The sequence below is a fragment of the Thermocrispum sp. genome (genome assembly GCF_002919275.1).
Classification (GTDB): Bacteria; Actinomycetota; Actinomycetes; order Mycobacteriales; family Pseudonocardiaceae; genus Thermocrispum; species Thermocrispum agreste.
In genome coordinates, this window is the sequence record NZ_PKFA01000012.1 from 32,047 (window position 1) to 49,867 (window position 17,821).

The window sequence follows — 17,821 nt, forward strand, 5'->3', positions numbered from 1 at the left end:
CGTTCCACCGGGTCCGACCAGGTCGAACCGCCTTCCGCGACAACTGCAGGCTACTCGGCGCCGGTCTCACCGAGAAAGTCGCGGATCAGCGCGGCGATCGCCCTGGGCCGCTCGTAGATCATGTTGTGGCTGGCCGGGACGTGCTTCACACGTAGCCCGGGGTTGGCCTGCCGGGCGGCCGCGAGATCCCGATCGACACCGCGACGGTGCGCATCGAGCAAGTCGGCGAATCGTTCCGCTCCCGGCATCGGCCGCGTCGCCGTGCAGACCAAGGCGGGAGACTTCACCGCGGCAAGCACCGGGAAGATGTCGAGTTCCCGCAGCTGAACACGGAATGCGCGGACGATTTCCGCAGCGGGCCGTACGTATCGCGAGCCGTCGTGCTCGACGACATTGCGTGCGAGCTCTGCGACGGCCGCGTCACCACCGAGCTGCCGGTACTGCTCCCGCAGAGACGCATACCGATCGTCGTCGACCGCCCCGGCCTCGGCCTTCTCCCGCGCGGCGAAGACGGCACTCAGCTCGGCACGCTGACGCCGGATCACCTCCGGGTCTCCACCGACGTAGTTCGGCAAGCCGGTCTCCACCGGCCGGAGGCCGTCGAGGTTCACCAGCGCGCGGCACTCTGGATGCTGCTCCGCCCACATCGTCGCGACGAAGCCGCCGAGCGAGTGACCGACGACGACCGGCCGGGGCAAGCCCAGGTGCTCCACCACCCGCCGCACGTCGCCCACCAGCGCGTCCCAGCGCCACGCACCGTCGCCCGACCGGCCGTGCCCTCGCAGGTCCATGGCGAACACGCGACACCGGTCGGTCAGCAGCGGCGCGAATCCGGCCCAATGAAGACAATTGCCACCGAACCCGTGCAGCAGTACCACCGCGGGCCCGTCCGGGCGTCCGCCGAAGTCAGCGACGACGAGTTCCGGCGTTCCGGGGACGGTCAGCTCGTCGATCACGTCACCCTCCTACTTGACGAGTCCTGTCAAGCGCCCTGACCTTATGATTACTTGACAAACTGCGTCAAGTACACGGAGGTCGTCGGTGGCCCTCGAGGACGAACTTCGCGACCAGCTCGTCACGCTGGTGAACGCGCGCTGCATCGATCCGCTGGAAGTCCTGCTCCAGGACACCGAGACGCTGGCACCCATCCGCTCACTGGTGCACGCTCGAGCCGAGGCATGGGCGCGCGACATGGTGCACGCACGCGACGACACCGCGGTCGACCTGATCATGCGACTGGTCGCCACCCTCTATCCCAGCGACGAACCCTTCGACCCTCCGGCCAGCTGGTGGCGCACACCCATGGGGCAGGTCACCGCATGGCGCGTCGGCCACCCGACTGCCGAGCGCGTCTCCTACCCCGTTGCGGGCGCCATGCTGGGGATCAGCCGCCAGGGCGTGCACGACCTGATCCGGCGCGGCAAGCTCGTCCGCCATCCCGACGGCGGAGTCACGCCCGGCTCCATCCGCGACCGCCTCCGCCGTACACGGAAACAGGTAAGCGGAATAGCCGCGCAGCAACCGGGGAACCCGAGGAGCGAGCCGGCGGGCACCGCCATCGGCGAGGGCAGAACGGATCATCGACCGGGCAACCGGCGAGGATCGCCGGCCGATGCGCGACGCGCCGCGGACCCACGTTGAAGGTCAAACAGTACGAGTGTACTGTTTGAGGTGCCGGGCACGACCCGAGTTGGCCTCCCCGGCACCGGTGCGCAAGACTCGCACCACCCGAACGCACCTACCCGCCACGCAAGATTCGCAACGGAGATCGCCCGTGAGCACCGAGAACCCTGTGACCCCGTCCAGCATCGACAGCTTCGGCGCCCGTGACACCCTCCGGGTCGGCGAGAATTCCTACGAGATCTTCCGCCTGGACAAGGTCGAGGGGTCGGAGCGACTTCCGTACAGCCTGAAGATCCTGCTGGAAGCCCTGCTGCGCACCGAGGACGGCGCGAACATCACCGCCGACCACATTCGCGCGCTGGGCACCTGGGACCCCAAGGCCGAGCCGTCGGTGGAGATCCAGTTCACCCCGGCCCGGGTGATCATGCAGGACTTCACCGGCGTGCCGTGCGTGGTCGACCTGGCCACGATGCGCGAGGCGGTGGCCGAGCTGGGCGGCGACCCGGACAAGGTCAACCCGCTCGCCCCCGCCGAACTGGTCATCGACCACTCGGTGATCATCGACGTGTTCGGCCGCCCGGACGCGTTCGAGCGCAACGTCGAGATCGAGTACGAGCGCAACCGCGAGCGCTACCAGTTCCTGCGCTGGGGCCAGAACGCCTTCGACGAGTTCAAGGTCGTCCCGCCGGGCACCGGCATCGTGCACCAGGTCAACATCGAGTACCTGGCCCGCGTGGTGATGGCCCGCAACGGCCAGGCCTACCCCGACTCGTGCGTGGGCACCGACTCGCACACCACGATGGTCAACGGTCTCGGCGTGCTCGGCTGGGGCGTCGGCGGGATCGAGGCGGAAGCCGCCATGCTCGGCCAGCCGGTCTCCATGCTCATCCCGCGCGTGGTCGGCTTCAAGCTCACCGGTGAGATCCCGTCCGGCGTGACCGCCACCGACGTGGTGCTGACCATCACCCAGATGCTGCGCAAGCACGGCGTGGTGGGCAAGTTCGTCGAGTTCTACGGCGAGAGCGTCAGCGAGGTGCCACTGGCCAACCGGGCCACGATCGGCAACATGAGCCCGGAGTTCGGCTCCACCGCGGCGATCTTCCCGATCGACGACGAAACCCTCCGGTACCTGAGGCTGACCGGCCGCTCCGACGAGCAAGTGGCGCTGGTCGAGGCCTACGCCAAGGAGCAGGGCCTGTGGCACGACCCGAACCGGGAGCCGGAGTACTCCGAGTACATCGAGCTGGACCTGTCCACCGTGGTGCCGTCCATCGCCGGCCCGAAGCGGCCGCAGGACCGCATCGAGCTGAGTCAGGCCAAGACGGCGTTCCGCACCGCGCTGCGCGACTACGTCGGTGACGGCGCGGCGACCCCGCACACGTCGATGGACGAGGCATCCGAGGAGTCGTTCCCGGCCAGCGACCCGATCGCGCCGTCCACCGCCAACGACGACGCCGAGGCGCCGAAGGTGCTGTCGGCGGCCAACGGCGCCACCGGCCGGATCTCCAAGCCGGTGAAGGTGGTCTCCGAGGAGCGGGGCGAGTTCGAGCTCGACCACGGCGCCGTGGTGATCGCGTCCATCACCTCGTGCACCAACACCTCGAACCCGTCGGTCATGCTCGGCGCGGCGCTGCTGGCCCGCAACGCGGTGCAGAAGGGCCTGTCGGTCAAGCCGTGGGTGAAGACGTCGATGGCGCCCGGCTCGCAGGTGGTCAGCGACTACTACGAGAAGGCCGGCCTGTGGCCGTACCTGGAGAAGCTCGGATTCCACCTGGTCGGCTACGGCTGCACCACCTGCATCGGCAACTCCGGCCCGCTGCCCGAGGAGATCTCCGCGGCGATCCAGGAGCACGACCTGTCGGTGGTGTCGGTGCTGTCCGGCAACCGCAACTTCGAGGGCCGGATCAACCCCGACGTGAAGATGAACTACCTGGCCTCGCCGCCGCTGGTGATCGCCTACGCACTGGCCGGCACGATGGACTTCGACTTCGAGAACCAGCCGCTGGGGGTCGACGACGACGGCAACGAGGTCTACCTGCGGGACATCTGGCCGAGCCCGCAGGAGATCCAGCAGACCATCGACTCGTCGATCACCAAGGAGATGTTCACCAAGGACTACGCCGACGTGTTCGACGGCGGTGAGCGCTGGAAGTCGTTGCCGACTCCGACCGGCAAGACGTTCTCCTGGGACCCGGAGTCCACCTACGTGCGCAAGCCCCCGTATTTCGAGGGCATGACGCTGGAGCCGGAGCCGGTGCAGGACATCACCGGCGCCCGGGTGCTGGTCAAGCTGGGCGACTCGGTGACCACCGACCACATCTCCCCGGCCGGTGCCATCAAGCAGGACTCGCCCGCCGGGCGCTACCTGATGGAGCACGGCATCGAGCGCAAGGACTTCAACTCCTACGGCTCGCGGCGCGGCAACCACGAGGTGATGATCCGCGGCACGTTCGCCAACATCCGGCTGCGCAACCTGCTGCTGGACCCGAGCGGCAACGGCCCGCAGGGCGGCTACACGCTCGACTTCACCCAGGAGGGTCACCCGCAGACGTTCATCTACGACGCCGCCCAGAACTACGCCAAGCAGAACATCCCGCTGGTGGTGCTCGGCGGCAAGGAATACGGCTCCGGGTCGTCGCGCGACTGGGCGGCCAAGGGCACCCGGCTGCTCGGCGTGCGGGCGGTCATCTGCGAGTCGTTCGAGCGGATCCACCGGTCGAACCTGATCGGCATGGGTGTCGTCCCGCTGCAGTTCCCGGAGGGCGAGTCGGCCGACTCGCTCGGCCTGGACGGCACCGAGGTCTACGACATCACGGGCCTGACCGAGCTGAACGAGGGCAGGACCCCGCGGACGGTGCACGTGACCGCCACCAAGGAGTCCGGCGAGAAGGTCGAGTTCGACGCCGTGGTGCGGATCGACACGCCCGGCGAGGCCGACTACTACCGCAACGGCGGCATCCTGCAGTACGTGCTGCGGAAGATGATCCGGAACTGACTGTCCGATCCCTGACCGGCTCGCCGGTGCCCACTGGCTGGGCGCCGGCGAGCTTTTTCTCTGCCCGGATCGCGCCGCCGGAGCGCGACTCCCCATCGCGCGTGTCACACGTAAGAGTGAAGTTCTCCGGGTGCTCGGGGGTCTCCCAGCGCCCGGCCGAGGGTCGCTGCGATCGCCGGTCAGGCACCGGTGTGTCACTCATCAGTGTCCTGACCTGCACGGATTGCACACAGCAGACTGGCCAGGTTGTCCCTTTTTGTTCTGCGTGTCCGGATCATCCCGCGCAGGGGCCCCTCATATGATCCGGTTCCGTCCGTGACCTTCAGCCGTTTGCGACGTTTGTTCCTTACGAGAGGGCTCGACGGACATCACCGGAGACGTGGTCCCCGCCCGGTGATCCACCGACAACCGCATCACTACGAAGGAACCGATGGCCAAGCACGCGTCTGCTCGCACCAAGACGGCACGTCCGACGTCGCTGCGCGCCAACCTGCTGTCCGCGCTGGCCGGCGTCCTGGTCGTCGTCGTGGGTGTCGTCGGGATCATGTGGCTGTCCACCCCGCCCGACTCCCCTGCCGAAGCCCCGTCGCTGCCGGTGGCGGCCGACGCCGAGAAGCCGTCCCCGGCGCCCAAGCCCAGCAAGCAGGCAGGCACGGCCAAGCCGGCCGCGCTGATCGAGTCGACCACGCACACCCGGTTGACCGGCACCATGCCGGACCCGGACCCGCAGGCCAGGACCGAGGGCATCATCGTGCACCCGCGCTCGATGATCACCATCCACCAGCGGCCGAACGGCAAGCCCATCGGCAAGATCGGGCCCAAGCAGATCGGCGACACCTGGCTGCCGGTGATCGGCGAGCGCAACGGCTGGGTGCACGTGCTGCTGCCGTCCAAGCCCAACGGCTCCACCGGGTGGCTGCGCGCGAACCAGGTGGAACGCGCCTACACCCCCTACCTGATCGCCGTGCATCTGAAGTCGATGCGGCTGGAGCTGCTGGAAGCCGACAAGCCGGGCAAGCGCCCGGAGGTGATCGGCCAGTGGGACATCGGCATCGGTGCGCCGGCGACCCCGACCCCGACCGGCCGGACGTTCCTGCTGGGCTCCATGGTCGACCCCAGCCAGAACTACTCGCCGGTGATCCTGCCGCTGGGCACCCACAGCGACACACTCGACACGTTCGGCGGCGGGCCAGGCACGGTGGCGATCCACACCTGGCCAACCGACGACGTCATCGGAACCGCGACCAGCCACGGCTGTATCCGTGTGCCACAGGACGCGTTGCGCAAGCTCCAGGAAGTTCCACTCGGCACCCTCGTGCTGGTGGACGAGCAATGATCGAAAAGGAGAAGGAATCCATGAAACGACGCGCGATCGCCGCTGCCGGCGCCGCTGCCGTTGGGGCGGCCGCCGCGGTCGTGGCCCTCGTGGCCGGTACGACCGTCGGTTTCGCCGAGACCAGCACATCGTCGGCCTACGGCGTCGCCGCCGAGGGCGTCCTCGAGATCGAGCCGGTCCCCTACGTGGAGTCCTCCGACGGATCGACCAAGACCGATTCGCTCGTCGAGCTGCCCGAGAACCCGCTGCTGAACGTGGCGGTCGCCAAGGTCTCCGCGGGTGACGGCCAGGCGTCGGTGAAGCTGGCGGACGTCAGCGTGCTGCCTGCAAATGTCCAGCTGCCGAAGAACCTCAAGGACCTGCAGAAGGCCGTCGACCAGCTTCGCGGGTTACTGGCCAAGCCGTGCGACGCATCGAAGCCCAAGTTGCCGGAGAAGCTGCCGAAGAACCCGCTGACCGACCTGGTCGTCGAGCTCACCAAGAAGCTCGACCCGAAGCCGCTCTGCGACGTGATCAAGGGCAGGCTGTCCGTGCTGGAGCTCGGTCTGGTCGAGGTCTACTGCGACGGCGACCAGGGCGGCCTGAAGATCGCCGACGTGAAGCTGCTCGGCCACAAGATCGAGCTGCCGGAGGCGCCGGAGAACGTCGGCCTGCCGGAGAACCCGTTGCTGCAGCTGACCATCAACAAGCAGGTGGCTGACGACGAGGACGGCTCGTTCAGCGTGACCGGCCTCGAGCTCAACCTGCTGGACGGCACCCAGGTGATCAAGCTCGGCAACGCCACGTGCGGGGTCACCGATGTCGACGACGGCGACGAGGACGACCAGACCCCGCCGACCGCGACCAAGCCGGCCCCGGTGACCACCAAGCTTCCGGTGACCGGCTGACCGCTCACTCGACCACACCTCGCAGGCCCGCCCACCGCACCGGTGGGTGGGCCTGCTGCATCTCTGCGGTGGACGGCGCCGAATCCGGGCATACTGCGGCCTATGGATTCGCTCTGGGGGATGTGCTGCTCGACGATGTCCGCTGATCCGGAACCGCTCCGGGAGTCGGACCACGGCGGAGCTGCGGCATGACGTCCGACGAGACGTCCACCCGATGCGCGGACGGCTTTGCGGGTGACGAATCCACCCGTCAGGTCGGCCTGCTGGACCTGATGCGGCTGCTCCGCCCGTACCGGGGTACTACCGTCGTCGCCGCACTGTTGGCGCTCACCGCGTCCGCTCTGGGCCTGGCTCAGCCGATGCTGGCCGGAGCGGTCATCGACGGTGTGCGCGCCGGACAGCCGGTCAGCGGGTTCGCGCTGGCACTCGCCGCCCTGTTCGTCGCGCAAATCCTTCTCGACACGACCGGCCGTTACCTGCTGGAGCGCATCGGCGAAGACGTCGGGCTCGGCCTGCGGCGGCGACTCGTGCACAGGTTGCTGCGCATCCGCATCGACGTGCTCGACCGGCACCGGATCGGGGACTTGATCTCCCGAGCGGGCAACGACACCACCGTGCTCCGCGACACCGCCACCCGCACCGTGGTCGACATCGTCATCGGTGCGGCCACGGTGTGCGGCGCGACGGTGCTGATGCTGCTCCTCGACCCCGTCGTGTTCATGGTGGTCGTGATCGTGTTCGTCGTCGCGGCCGGTGGAGTGGGGCTGGTCCTCGACCGCATCCGGCAGGCCGGGGAGCAAGCCCAGAACGCCGTGGGCACGTTCGCCGCCGACCTCGAACGCGGCCTGTCCGCATTGCGGACCATTCGCATCCACCGCGCCGAGGACGCCGAGACGGACCGGATCGGGCGGTCGGCGCAGAAAGCGTACGCGGCCGGGATCCGCGGCGCCCGGCTGAGCGCGACGGCCACCCCGGCCGCGCAGCTGGCCGCGACCGGGTCGTTTTTGGTGGTCCTGGTGATCGGTGGTACGCGCGTCGCGTCCGGCGACCTGCCCTTGGGCGACCTCGTCGCCCTGCTGCTGTACGCCGTCTACCTGGTCGTTCCCTTGGGCACCATGCTCGAGGGCATCACCGTCGCCAAACGCGCGCTCGGCGCGTTGCAGCGTGTCGACGATGCGCTCCACCTGCCGACCGAACCGGTCGAGCCCGCGGTACCGGCCATCACCCGGATTGCCGACTCGGCCGCCCCGCCCCCCGCAGTGCTGCGATTCGACGACGTCCACTTCTCCTACGACGGGCGCCCGGCCCTGCGCGGAATCAGCTTCGCGCTGCCGCCCGGCAGTCGCACGGCCGTCGTCGGCCCGTCCGGCGCGGGCAAGTCCACGATCCTGGCGTTGATCTGCCGGTTCCGCGACCCCGACAGCGGACGGATCGAGTTCCTCGGCAGGCCGGCCACCGAACTCACCCGCGCCCAATGCCGGGCCATGACCGGGCTGGTCGAACAGGACGCCCCGGTGCTGCACGGCACCGTGCGGGACAACCTGGCGCTCGCCGCGCCGGGAGCCTCCGACGACGCGATGTGGCGAGCGTTGCGGCAAGCCAACCTGCACGAGTTCGTGGCGAACCTGCCACATGGTCTGGACACCCAGCTCGGCGAGCACGGTGCGCGGATGTCCGGCGGGGAACGCCAGCGCTTGGCCATCGCCCGCGCACTGCTGGCGCGCCCGTCGTTGCTGCTGCTCGACGAACCCACCGCCAGCCTGGACACCGTCAACGAGCGTCTTGTCGTGGCGGCGCTGGACCAGCTGCCGGACGACTGCGCGGTGCTGATCGTCACCCATCGGCTCACGACTGTCCGCCACGCCGACACCATCCTGGTCGTCGACCACGGGCGGCTGGCCGCGTCCGGCACCCACGACGACCTGCTGCGCAGCTGCGGCCGGTATCAAAGGCTCCTGGCCGGTCACCCCGGCGACGACGTCCGCGGCACCACCGCCGGGCAGGCGCCGGACCGGTGACTACTCCCCTCCGGCGCTCAGGCCCAGATCGGCTGCGGCCGCCCGCACGACGTCGATCACCATTTGCAGCGCCGGCCGGCGAGCCGTCGTGCTGCGGTACGCCAACGACACGGTGCGGGTGATCGGTGTCGTCAACGGCAGCGCTTCCATACCGGACGGTGCCAGCGTCAGCCCTAGATCCGACACCAGCGTGATGCCCAGGCCCGCCGCCGCCATGGCCATCGCCGTCGACTGTTCTTCCACCTCGTGCGTGACGCGCAGCTGGAACCCGGCACGCAAGCAGGCCGCCCGCACCGCACGGCCGAAGTGGCTTCGGGGGCCCGCGATGATCCACGGATGCTCGGCCAGATCGGACAACGCGACCGGTCCGCCGTCCTTGCCGCCGAGCACCCCCTCCGGCGCCGCCACGTGCAGTCGCTCCACGGCCACCGTCGCCCCGAGCAGGTTCGGGTCCCACGGTGTCGGGGCATCCGAGTAGTTGACCGTGAAGGCGATGTCCACCTCGCCGTCCTTGACCGCCTGCATGCTGTGCTCGGGAGCCAGCTGCTTGGTGCGCACCCGGATGCCCGGTTGCCGTTGGGACAGCAGCTCCAGCGCCCCGGGCAGCAGCCCGGCCGCCACGGTGGCGAACACCCCGGCGCGCAGCGTCACCGTGCGCGCCTCCTGCGCCTCCTCCAACGCCAGCGTGGCCCGCTCGACCGACTCCAGGATCTCTTCGGCGTGCTCGGCCAGCAGCTTGCCGAGTTCGGTCAGCTGCACCCGGCGCCCGACCCGCTCGAACAGCCGCGCACCGACGTCCCGTTCCAGCTGCGCAAGCTGTTGCGACACTGCGGAAGCGGTGTAGTGCAGTGCGCTCGCCGCAGCGGTGACCGTACCCCTTCGGTTCAGCTCACGCAGCATGCGCAGGCGGTGCAACGACAACTCCATACCGCCACCTTCGTCCCTGCGCCGGACGTAAACAAACGCTAAACGCCGGCATACAGCACTCGTAACTGGACGCGACCGCCGCCGGGCCCGACTCTGACACTACGGCGGCATCCCGGCGACCGCCGGATCATCCGGGCGAACGAGTACCGGCATCGACCAGGCCGAGGCGGTGCCGGTGGTCGTCGTGCGCGCTTTTCCGGCGGATGGCCCGGCGATCGTCCGCGGGCAGGCGGTGACCGCGCCGGCCCGGGTCCTGCAGGCGAGTTCGGAGGTGGTGGCATGACCGCGGCACGCAGCGCTCCCCTTGTCCGAGTGACCTGGACCGATCCGGTGACCGGCAGAAACGGCTACCTCGTCGTGCACACGCTGGTCTCCGGCATGGCCACCGGCGGCACTCGCATGCGTGCCGGCTGCACGGAATCCGAAGTCGCCGATCTCGCCTACGGCATGGCGCTCAAAGCCGCCACATTCGACCTGCCGGTCGGCGGCGCCAAAGGCGGCATCGACTGCGACCCCAAGGATCCGGACGCGCGTGGTGTCCTGGAGCGCTTCTTCGCCGCGATGCGGCCGTGGCTGGACGACCACTGGGTCACGGCCGAGGACCTCGGCGTGCCGCAGTCACTGGTCGACGACGTGTTCGCCGGGCTCGGCCTGCAGCAGTCGTTCCACGCCGCGATCCGGCGCTCGCCGGATCCGGAACGGACCTTGCAACGCGTGCGTGCCGGGCTGAACGCGCCGGTGCCGGGCGGCCAGCTGCTCGGCGACGTCATCGGCGGCTACGGCGTGGCCCAGGCCTGCCTCGGAGTGATCAACGCATGGCGGTGGCAGGAAGCCGATACCACGGTCGCGATTCAAGGCATCGGCACGATGGGCGGCGGTGCCGCGTGGTATCTGCACGAGGCAGGTGTGCGCGTGGTCGCTGTCGCCGACGCCACAGGCACGCTCTACCACCCGGACGGGCTGGACGTCCCGCATCTGCTCGGCCTGCGCAATCGCTTCGGCGAGATCGACCGCTCCGGTGTTCCCGCCGCCGTCCAGCGGCTGCCACGCGAAGCGATCGTCGGCATTCCGGCCGACATCCTGGTGCCCGCGGCGGTCTCCTACGCGCTCAACCCGGGCAACGCCGACGAGGTCGTTGCGTCCGCGGTGGTGGAGGCGGCGAACGCCGCGACCACCCCCGAGGCCGACGCCACGCTCGCTGCGCGCGGCATCCCGGTCGTGCCGGACTTCGTCGCCAACGCAGGCGCCGCCGCCTGGGCCTGGTGGTTGCTGATGGGCGAGGTCGGAGCCGATCCGGCCGACTCGTTCCAGAAGCTGCGCACCGCGATGCTCTCCAGAGTGGCGGTGCTGATGAACGAGTGGGACACGGGGAAGGTCCCGCCGCGCGTCACGGCCGTCCGGCAGGCGGAACGGAACCAGGCCGCACGACGGGCCGAGGAAGCCGAGGGCGTGGTCGCACTGACCATCCCCTGACCCTGCCGGCCGGGCCGCCGTCCACGGCCGGCGTGGTACCACGGGCCTCCCTTGACCCGCCGGTAGCACGCGCCCTTCTCCGGCCGCCCGCGCACGCCCGGGTTGCGTGGTGATCGCGACACTCCGCCAACAGAACGTACGTACGGATTGCACTCGACGATCACCGATGCCAGGATCACGGTGTGCCCAAGGTCAGCCAGGATCACCTCGACGCCCGGCGACGGCAGATCCTGGACGGTGCCCGGATCTGTTTCGCCCGCCACGGCTACGAAGGCGCCACGGTGCGCAGGCTCGAGGAAACCATCGGGCTGTCCCGCGGGGCGATCTTCCACCACTTCAAGGACAAGGAGTCACTGTTCCTGGCGCTGGCCGAGGACGACGCGGTCCGGATGGCCGAAGTGGTCGCCGAGCAGGGCCTGGTGCAGGTGATGCGGGATCTGCTCGCGGGCAGTTCCCCGCAGCTGGTGGACTGGCTGGGCACGCGGCTGGAGGTGTCCCGCAGGCTGCGCACGGACGAGGAGTTCCGCCGCCGCTGGGCGGAGCGCTCCGAGCTGCTGACCAGGGCCACCCGCGAGCGCCTGCAACGCAAGCTCGAGGCCGGAGAGCTGCGCGACGACGTCGACGTCGAGGTGCTGACCTCGTTCCTGGAGCTGGTGCTGGAGGGATTGACCTCCCGGCTGGCGATGGGGATGCCCGCCGCCGGTCTGGAACCGGTCCTCGACCTGGTCGAGGAGACGACCCGGCGCAAGCGGCGGTGACGTGCGCGTGGGTGCAGCCGATCCGGTGTTGTCCGTGGCGGGCAATCCGATCCGGTTTGCAGCGATCTTGCGCATCGCCGGGTACCCTGGTCGCAGGCGCGAGGCGCAAGCGCATGCGCTGCAACAACGTTTCGAGGAGTGACACCGACAAGGTGAGTCAGTCACGTTCGCCTGGTGACAGTACCGAGCCGGGTGTCCAACCCGGCCATGCTCGTGTCAGTCTGCTCCGCTTCCCGGACGGCGCGTGATGGACGTCCTGCTCACCGTCGCCGGGTTGTTGCTGTTCCTGTTGCTCACGTTCGGCACCGGCGTGGCCGTCGCGGCCGAGTTCTCCCTCACCGCGCTGGAGCGCAGCGCCGTCGAAGCCAATGTGAAACAGGTCGGCGACCGCAGGTCGAAGACGCTGCTCGCCGCGCACCGGTCGCTGTCCTTCCAGCTCTCCGGCGCGCAGATCGCCATCACGCTCACCACCCTGATCAGCGGTTTTCTCGCCGAACCGATCATCGGTGAGCTGCTGCAGCCGCTGCTGGCGGGCATCGGCATGCCGGACGCGGCAGCACGTGCCACGTCGTTGACGCTGGCGGTGCTCATCGCCACCGCGCTGTCGATGATCTTCGGCGAACTGGTGCCGAAGAACCTGGCCATCGCCCGCCCGCTGCCCACCGCCCGTGCGGTGATCGGCTACCACGCCCGCTTCTCGGCGGTGTTCGGCTGGCTGATCAGGGCGATGAACGACAGCGCCAACTGGGTGGTGCGCAAGTTCGGCGTCGAGCCGCAGGAGGAACTGCGCTCCGCCCGCTCCCCGCAGGAGCTCGGATCGATCGTCCGGTCCGCCGCGGAGAGCGGCACGCTCGACACCGTCACCGCCACGCTGCTGGACCGGTCGCTGCGGTTCGGTGATCGCACCGCCGACGAGCTGATGACGCCGCGGACCCAGGTGGAGTTCCTTCGCGAGGACAGCACGGTGCAGGAGCTGGTGGAGCTGTCGGCGCGCACCGGGCTGTCCCGCTTCCCGGTCTGCGGCGAGGACCTCGACGACATCGCCGGCGCCATCCACGTCAAGCAGGCGTTCACCGTGCCCGCCGAGCAGCGCAAGCACGTGCGGGCGAGCTCGCTGATGCGCCCGGTGCCGACGGTGCCGGAGTCGCTGCCCGGCGACGCCTTGCTCAACCGGCTGCGCGACGCCAGCTTCCAGCTCGCCGTGGTGGTGGACGAGTACGGTGGCACGGCGGGCATCGTGACGCTGGAGGACGTGGTCGAGGAGATCATCGGCGACGTCCGCGACGAACACGACAGCGGCGAGATCCCGCCGTCCCGGCGGCTGGCCGGCGGCAGCTGGCTGGTGTCCGGCCAGCTGCGGCCGGACGAGCTGCTGGAAGCCACCGGGTTCCGCATGCCGGACGGCGACTACGAGACGGTTGCCGGCATGGTGTTGTCGCTGCTGGGCGTCATCCCCGAGCCGGGCGCCGACGTGGTGGTGGACGGCTGGCGCCTGACCGTCACCCGCATGGACCGGCATCGCATCGCCGAGCTGGCCATCCGCCCGCTGGACGAGGCGGTGCCGCAGTGAGCTCGTGGAACGCGCTCCCGCTGATCGTGGTGCTGCTGCTGGCCAACGCGTTCTTCGTGGGCGCCGAGTTCAGCCTGATCTCGTCGCGCCGCGACCGGCTCGAGGCCATGCTCGCCGAAGGCACCGCCCGCGCCCGCATCGTGGTGAGCGCCAGCCAGCAGGTCTCGCTGCTGCTCGCCGGGGCTCAGCTGGGCATCACCATCTGCTCGCTGCTGCTGTTGCTGGTCGGCGAGCCTGCGGTGGCGGCGCTGCTGGAGCAGGGACTCGGCGCCGTCGGCCTGGTCTTGCCCGGCTACGTGCTGCACCCGGTCGCGTTCACCGTCGCGCTGACCATCATGACGTTGCTGCACGTGCTGGCCGGCGAGATGGTGCCGAAGAACCTGGCCATCGCCGACCCGGAGCGGGTGGCGCTGTGGCTGGTGCCGCCGCTGGTGCTGTGGGCGAAGGTGACCCGCCCGTTCACCTGGCTGCTCAACGCCGCGGCCAACCTGCTGCTGCGGCTGGTCAAGGTGCAGCCCAAGGACGAACTGGAGACCGCCTACACCTCGCACGAGCTGGCCAACCTGCTCAGCGAGTCGCGCCGGGAGGGGCTGCTCGAGCAGTCCGAGCATCGCAGGCTGAGTCAGGCGCTGAGCTCGGTGGACAAGACCGTGGCCGACGTGCTGGTGCCGATGGCCGAGCTGACCACCCTGCCTGCCGGGGTCACGCTCGGCGCCGTCGAACGGGCCGTCTCCTCCACCGGCTTTTCGCGCTTCCCGGTGCTTGCCGAGTCCGGCGAGGTCGTCGGCTACATCCACGTCAAAGACGTACTGGATCAGCTCGGCGACGCCCCGGAGACGCCGGTACCGGAACACAAGGTGCGCAGGCTGGCCCGCCTGCAGCGGGACACGTCGTTGGAGCGGGCGCTGTCCACCATGCGCGCGGAAGGCAGCCATCTGGCGGTGGTGGAACAGGACGGCCGTGCCGTCGGTGTGGTGGCCCTGGAGGACGTCGTCGAGGAGTACGTGGGCACGGTGCGTGACGGCACGCATGTGACGTCCAGACAACGGGCGCACAACACGTCACCAGAAACAGACAAAACGGTCACGTGATCACCCGAAGTGGCCGTCAATGCGACGAAAGTCGGAAATACGGGTGATAAGCTTCCGCGCCGTGAGCGCCTTTCGCATCGATTCGGTCACGAATTTCCCGATCGGGCTGTGGCGCTGACGATGCGGTGAGGAAAGGAACCGGCCACGATGGGGAAGCACTCCAAGCCCGAGCCGACCCGCAGGCGCAGAGCCAAAGACGCGACGAGCACCGGGTATCACCGTGCGGTCGGGGCGCGGAGGGGTGTGGCCACATGGCCGTTCGCCGTGCTGGCCGTGCTGGCCGTCGTGGGTGCCGGGATCTTCGCCGTGGTGTGGGGTTCGAACAACCTCGGCAGCCGGGCCGACGCGGAAGGCGACACATGCGCCGAAGGCCGCCGCACCCTGCGGGTCATCGTGCCGCCGAAGCTGGTACGGCCGCTCACCAAGGTGGGCGACAAGTGGAACGCGGGCGACCGGGAGGTCACCGGGTACTGCATCACGGTGGAGGTCAGCGCCGCCGACGAGGAAGAGGCGCTGGAGGCGATCAGCTCGCACGACGACCGGGTGCTGGCCGTGCCGTCGGTGTGGATCGCCGAATCCGCCGACGCCGGCGACCGCTTGCGCAAGTCCAACCCGGCGCGTGTCGCCAGCATGCAGACGCCGCTGACGTCCAGGTCCGGTCACCTGCTCCCGTACGTCGTGCTCGACGGCGAAGGGGTGGACATCGTGCAGAAGCGCGCCGCCCAGGACTTCCGCGACTTCCTCAGCGAGCCGGAGCCGGCCTCCGTGCTCGAGGAGGCCGGCTTCGACAGCTGACGGCGCCGCTCACACCTGGTCGAACGTCTCCGGGTCGGGTCCGATCCGGCCGTGTGGGTCGTCCAGTGCGGCGATCGCGTCGAGATCGTCCTGGTCCAGCTCGAAGTCGAACACCGCGAAGTTCTGCTCGATCCGCTCCGGCGTGACCGACTTCGGGATCACCACGTTGCCGATCTGCAGGTGCCAGCGGATCATCACCTGCGCGGACGTGCGGCCGTGCTTCGCGGCGATCTTGGTCAGCACCGGATGGTCGATGAGCGTGCCCTGGCCGAGCGGGGCCCACGCCTCCGTGGCGATGCCGTGCTCGGCGTGGAACGCGCGCAGCTCGCGCTGCTGGAACCGCGGATGCAGCTCCACCTGGTTGATGGCCGGCGGGACCTCGGCCACGTCCAGCAGTCGGCGTAGGTGGTCCACGGTGAAGTTGGAGACGCCGATCGCCCGGACCCGCCCGTCGGCGTGCAGCCGTTCGAAGGCGCGCCAGGTGTCCAGGTAGCGGTCACGCTTGGGCACCGGCCAGTGGACCAGGTACAGATCCAGCTGCTCCAGGCCCAGTTTCGCCATGCTGGCGTCGAACGCGGCGAGCGTGCTGTCGTAGCCCTGCTCGGAATTCCACAGCTTGGTGGTGACGAACAGCTCCTGGCGCGGTACGCCGCTTTCCGCGATCGCCTCGCCCACCTGGCGCTCGTTGCCGTAGACGGCGGCCGTGTCGATGCTGCGATATCCCACCTGCAGGGCCTTGGCCACCGCCGCCTTGGTCTCGGCGGGCGGAACCTGGAACACCCCGAAGCCCAACTGCGGGATCGCCACGTCGGTCGTCAGGTCGATGCTGGGAACCTGCCCCATACAGTTGCCTCCATGTCGTCGGTTACTTATCCAAACTACCCACGCGACGGCCGTACGACTCTGGTGGTTCTGCTGTTGGGCAACGCGGTCGTGCACGCCACGACCTTTCTCGCCCGGCCGGTGGTCTCCTACCGGGTGCTGGCCCTCGGCGGCGACGAGACGACCGTCGGCGTGGTGGTCGCGACCGGCGCCATACTTCCGGTGTTCGCCGCCGTTCCGATGGGACGGCTGTGCGACCGCGGACGCGTCCCCGCCATCGTGCTTGGCGGCCTCGCGCTGCTGCTCGGCAGCGCACTGGGAATGTCCCAGATCGAGTCACTGCTGTGGCTGGCCATGGTCAACACGGTGTACGGCGTGGGGCAGCTGGCCGTCATGCTCGGCGGCCAGGCGCTGGTGACCGGGATGTCGGCACCCGGCCGGCGCGATCGCAACTTCGGCTGGTTCACCGCCGCCGCGTCGCTCGGGCAGATGGCCGGACCGCTGGCGGCGGGCTGGGCCATGTCGCTCGCCGGTCCCGGCGAGCTGCTGCTCGCCACCGGTTACGCCTTCTACGTCGCCGTCGCGGTGACCGCGCTCGCCTCGGTCATGTTCGGCGGTCTGCTGTTCGTGCTGCGCGGCAGCGAGGCGGTGGCGCCCAGCGGCCGGGCGGGCGAAAAATCCGGCCGGGGATCGGCGTTGCGCATGCTCACTGATCGGCAACTGGCGGTGGCGATGCTGGTCAGCGGCAGCGTGATCGCCGCCGTGGATCTGCTCACCGCCTACCTGCCGGTGCTGGGCACTCGCTACGGGCTGTCTCCCGGATTCGTCGGCGTGCTGCTGAGCGTGCGTGCGGGCGCCTCGTTCTTGTCCCGGATCTTCATCGGCGTGCTCGTCGTCCGGTTCGGCAGGCTGACCGTCGTCCTGCTCAGCACCGGGCTGGCCGCTTGCGGCATGGCGGCGCTCATCACGGTCGGCGGCGCGCTGGTGCTGGTCCTGCTCATGGTGCTGCTCGGCATGACCCTGGGCCTGGGGCAGCCGCTGACCATGACCTGGGTCGTGCAGCAGGCGCCGAAACGGCTCCGCGCCACGGCGCTGGCGTTGCGGGTCAGCGGCAACCGGGTCGCACAGAGCGTGGTGCCGGCCGTCGCCGGTGCGCTGTCGGCCGTCGCCGGGGTCGCCGCCCCGTTCGCGTTGGCGGCCGGCCTGCTTGCGCTGGCCGCGGGCTGTGTGGTGCCGTTCGTACGGATGCGACCACGACAGCCTTAGCTGACGCAAAGACTTCACCGGCGGACGAAACGGCCGCTGCGGGTACCGCGTCACACCACCGGGTCATCCGGCGAGTCAGGGGGCCGCCGGATGACTCACCACCAGGCACAGCGGGGAGGCCATGATGCCGCCGGGATACCGAGTCGAGACGGAAACCGTCGAACGCGGCGGACGCACCGCGTGCGATCTCGCCGACGATCTGCGCAACGCGCGCCACGTGGGACGACGCCGCGCGGGACGGCGGCAGCGCGTGCGGATTC

The 17,821-nt window shown here is 69.6% G+C and carries 14 protein-coding genes; 11 read left to right on the top strand and 3 right to left on the bottom strand.

Features of this window, described 5'->3' with window-relative positions; all coding sequences use genetic code 11:
• Positions 1 to 50: 50 nt before the first annotated feature.
• A complete protein-coding gene (locus CXP56_RS02175; protein ID WP_286899491.1) occupies positions 51 to 956 on the bottom strand; it encodes an alpha/beta fold hydrolase in 906 nt (301 codons plus the stop codon).
• A gap of 85 nt (positions 957 to 1,041) precedes the next feature.
• Between CXP56_RS02175 and CXP56_RS02180 the strand changes: the two genes are divergently transcribed.
• The 5 genes from CXP56_RS02180 (at position 1,042) to CXP56_RS02200 (ending at position 8,859) form a co-directional block, all read left to right on the top strand.
• Complete coding sequence (locus tag CXP56_RS02180; RefSeq protein WP_211227496.1) at positions 1,042 to 1,641, top strand: hypothetical protein; 600 nt, start codon at positions 1,042 to 1,044, stop codon at positions 1,639 to 1,641.
• A gap of 151 nt (positions 1,642 to 1,792) precedes the next feature.
• Positions 1,793 to 4,618 (top strand): aconitate hydratase AcnA, encoded by a 2,826-nt coding sequence (gene acnA / locus CXP56_RS02185; RefSeq protein ID WP_028847143.1) that lies wholly within the window; start codon positions 1,793 to 1,795, stop codon positions 4,616 to 4,618.
• A gap of 430 nt (positions 4,619 to 5,048) precedes the next feature.
• A complete protein-coding gene (locus CXP56_RS02190) occupies positions 5,049 to 5,954 on the top strand; it encodes a L,D-transpeptidase (protein WP_051310027.1) in 906 nt (301 codons plus the stop codon).
• Between the two features lie 20 nt (positions 5,955 to 5,974).
• Complete coding sequence (locus tag CXP56_RS02195; protein WP_286899493.1) at positions 5,975 to 6,841, top strand: hypothetical protein; 867 nt, start codon at positions 5,975 to 5,977, stop codon at positions 6,839 to 6,841.
• A 188-nt stretch (positions 6,842 to 7,029) separates the two neighbouring features.
• Positions 7,030 to 8,859, top strand: coding sequence for an ABC transporter ATP-binding protein (locus CXP56_RS02200; protein WP_286899495.1), 1,830 nt, complete (start codon positions 7,030 to 7,032; stop codon positions 8,857 to 8,859).
• On the opposite strand, the gene CXP56_RS02205 is transcribed toward CXP56_RS02200, so the two are convergent.
• The gene (locus CXP56_RS02205; protein ID WP_084609105.1) at positions 8,860 to 9,786 is read right to left on the bottom strand and encodes a LysR family transcriptional regulator; all 927 of its coding nucleotides are present in this window, start codon (positions 9,784 to 9,786) and stop codon (positions 8,860 to 8,862) included.
• 279 nt (positions 9,787 to 10,065) lie between these two features.
• Here CXP56_RS02205 and CXP56_RS02210 point away from each other — a divergent pair, with 279 nt between their 5' ends.
• The 5 genes from CXP56_RS02210 to CXP56_RS02230 all read left to right on the top strand — a co-directional run bounded on the left by CXP56_RS02210 (position 10,066) and on the right by CXP56_RS02230 (position 15,473).
• Positions 10,066 to 11,259 (top strand): Glu/Leu/Phe/Val dehydrogenase dimerization domain-containing protein, encoded by a 1,194-nt coding sequence (locus CXP56_RS02210; RefSeq protein ID WP_028847148.1) that lies wholly within the window; start codon positions 10,066 to 10,068, stop codon positions 11,257 to 11,259.
• A gap of 182 nt (positions 11,260 to 11,441) precedes the next feature.
• Positions 11,442 to 12,017 (top strand): TetR/AcrR family transcriptional regulator, encoded by a 576-nt coding sequence (locus CXP56_RS02215; RefSeq protein WP_028847149.1) that lies wholly within the window; start codon positions 11,442 to 11,444, stop codon positions 12,015 to 12,017.
• 247 nt (positions 12,018 to 12,264) lie between these two features.
• Positions 12,265 to 13,587 (top strand): hemolysin family protein, encoded by a 1,323-nt coding sequence (locus CXP56_RS02220; RefSeq protein ID WP_502694558.1) that lies wholly within the window; start codon positions 12,265 to 12,267, stop codon positions 13,585 to 13,587.
• On the top strand, positions 13,584 to 14,678 hold the full coding sequence (locus tag CXP56_RS02225; RefSeq protein ID WP_286899500.1) for a hemolysin family protein: 1,095 nt from the start codon (positions 13,584 to 13,586) through the stop codon (positions 14,676 to 14,678). The genes CXP56_RS02220 and CXP56_RS02225 overlap by 4 nt, the downstream gene beginning before the upstream one ends.
• A gap of 243 nt (positions 14,679 to 14,921) precedes the next feature.
• Positions 14,922 to 15,473, top strand: coding sequence for a hypothetical protein (locus CXP56_RS02230; protein ID WP_286899501.1), 552 nt, complete (start codon positions 14,922 to 14,924; stop codon positions 15,471 to 15,473).
• A 9-nt stretch (positions 15,474 to 15,482) separates the two neighbouring features.
• Here the strand turns inward: CXP56_RS02230 and CXP56_RS02235 are convergent, their stop codons facing one another.
• A complete protein-coding gene (locus CXP56_RS02235) occupies positions 15,483 to 16,316 on the bottom strand; it encodes an aldo/keto reductase (protein WP_028847152.1) in 834 nt (277 codons plus the stop codon).
• A gap of 12 nt (positions 16,317 to 16,328) precedes the next feature.
• Here CXP56_RS02235 and CXP56_RS02240 point away from each other — a divergent pair, with 12 nt between their 5' ends.
• Complete coding sequence (locus CXP56_RS02240; protein ID WP_084609106.1) at positions 16,329 to 17,561, top strand: MFS transporter; 1,233 nt, start codon at positions 16,329 to 16,331, stop codon at positions 17,559 to 17,561.
• The last annotated feature ends 260 nt before the right edge of the window (positions 17,562 to 17,821 follow it).

Coding starts and splice junctions, on each gene's coding strand:
- CXP56_RS02240 (WP_084609106.1), top strand. CDS start 16,329: ATGTCGTCGGTTACTTATCCAAACTACCCACGCGACGGCCGTACGACT.
- CXP56_RS02200 (WP_286899495.1), top strand. CDS start 7,030: ATGACGTCCGACGAGACGTCCACCCGATGCGCGGACGGCTTTGCGGGT.
- CXP56_RS02220 (WP_502694558.1), top strand. CDS start 12,265: ATGGACGTCCTGCTCACCGTCGCCGGGTTGTTGCTGTTCCTGTTGCTC.
- CXP56_RS02235 (WP_028847152.1), bottom strand. CDS start 16,316: ATGGGGCAGGTTCCCAGCATCGACCTGACGACCGACGTGGCGATCCCG.
- CXP56_RS02205 (WP_084609105.1), bottom strand. CDS start 9,786: ATGGAGTTGTCGTTGCACCGCCTGCGCATGCTGCGTGAGCTGAACCGA.
- CXP56_RS02190 (WP_051310027.1), top strand. CDS start 5,049: ATGGCCAAGCACGCGTCTGCTCGCACCAAGACGGCACGTCCGACGTCG.
- CXP56_RS02195 (WP_286899493.1), top strand. CDS start 5,975: ATGAAACGACGCGCGATCGCCGCTGCCGGCGCCGCTGCCGTTGGGGCG.
- CXP56_RS02210 (WP_028847148.1), top strand. CDS start 10,066: ATGACCGCGGCACGCAGCGCTCCCCTTGTCCGAGTGACCTGGACCGAT.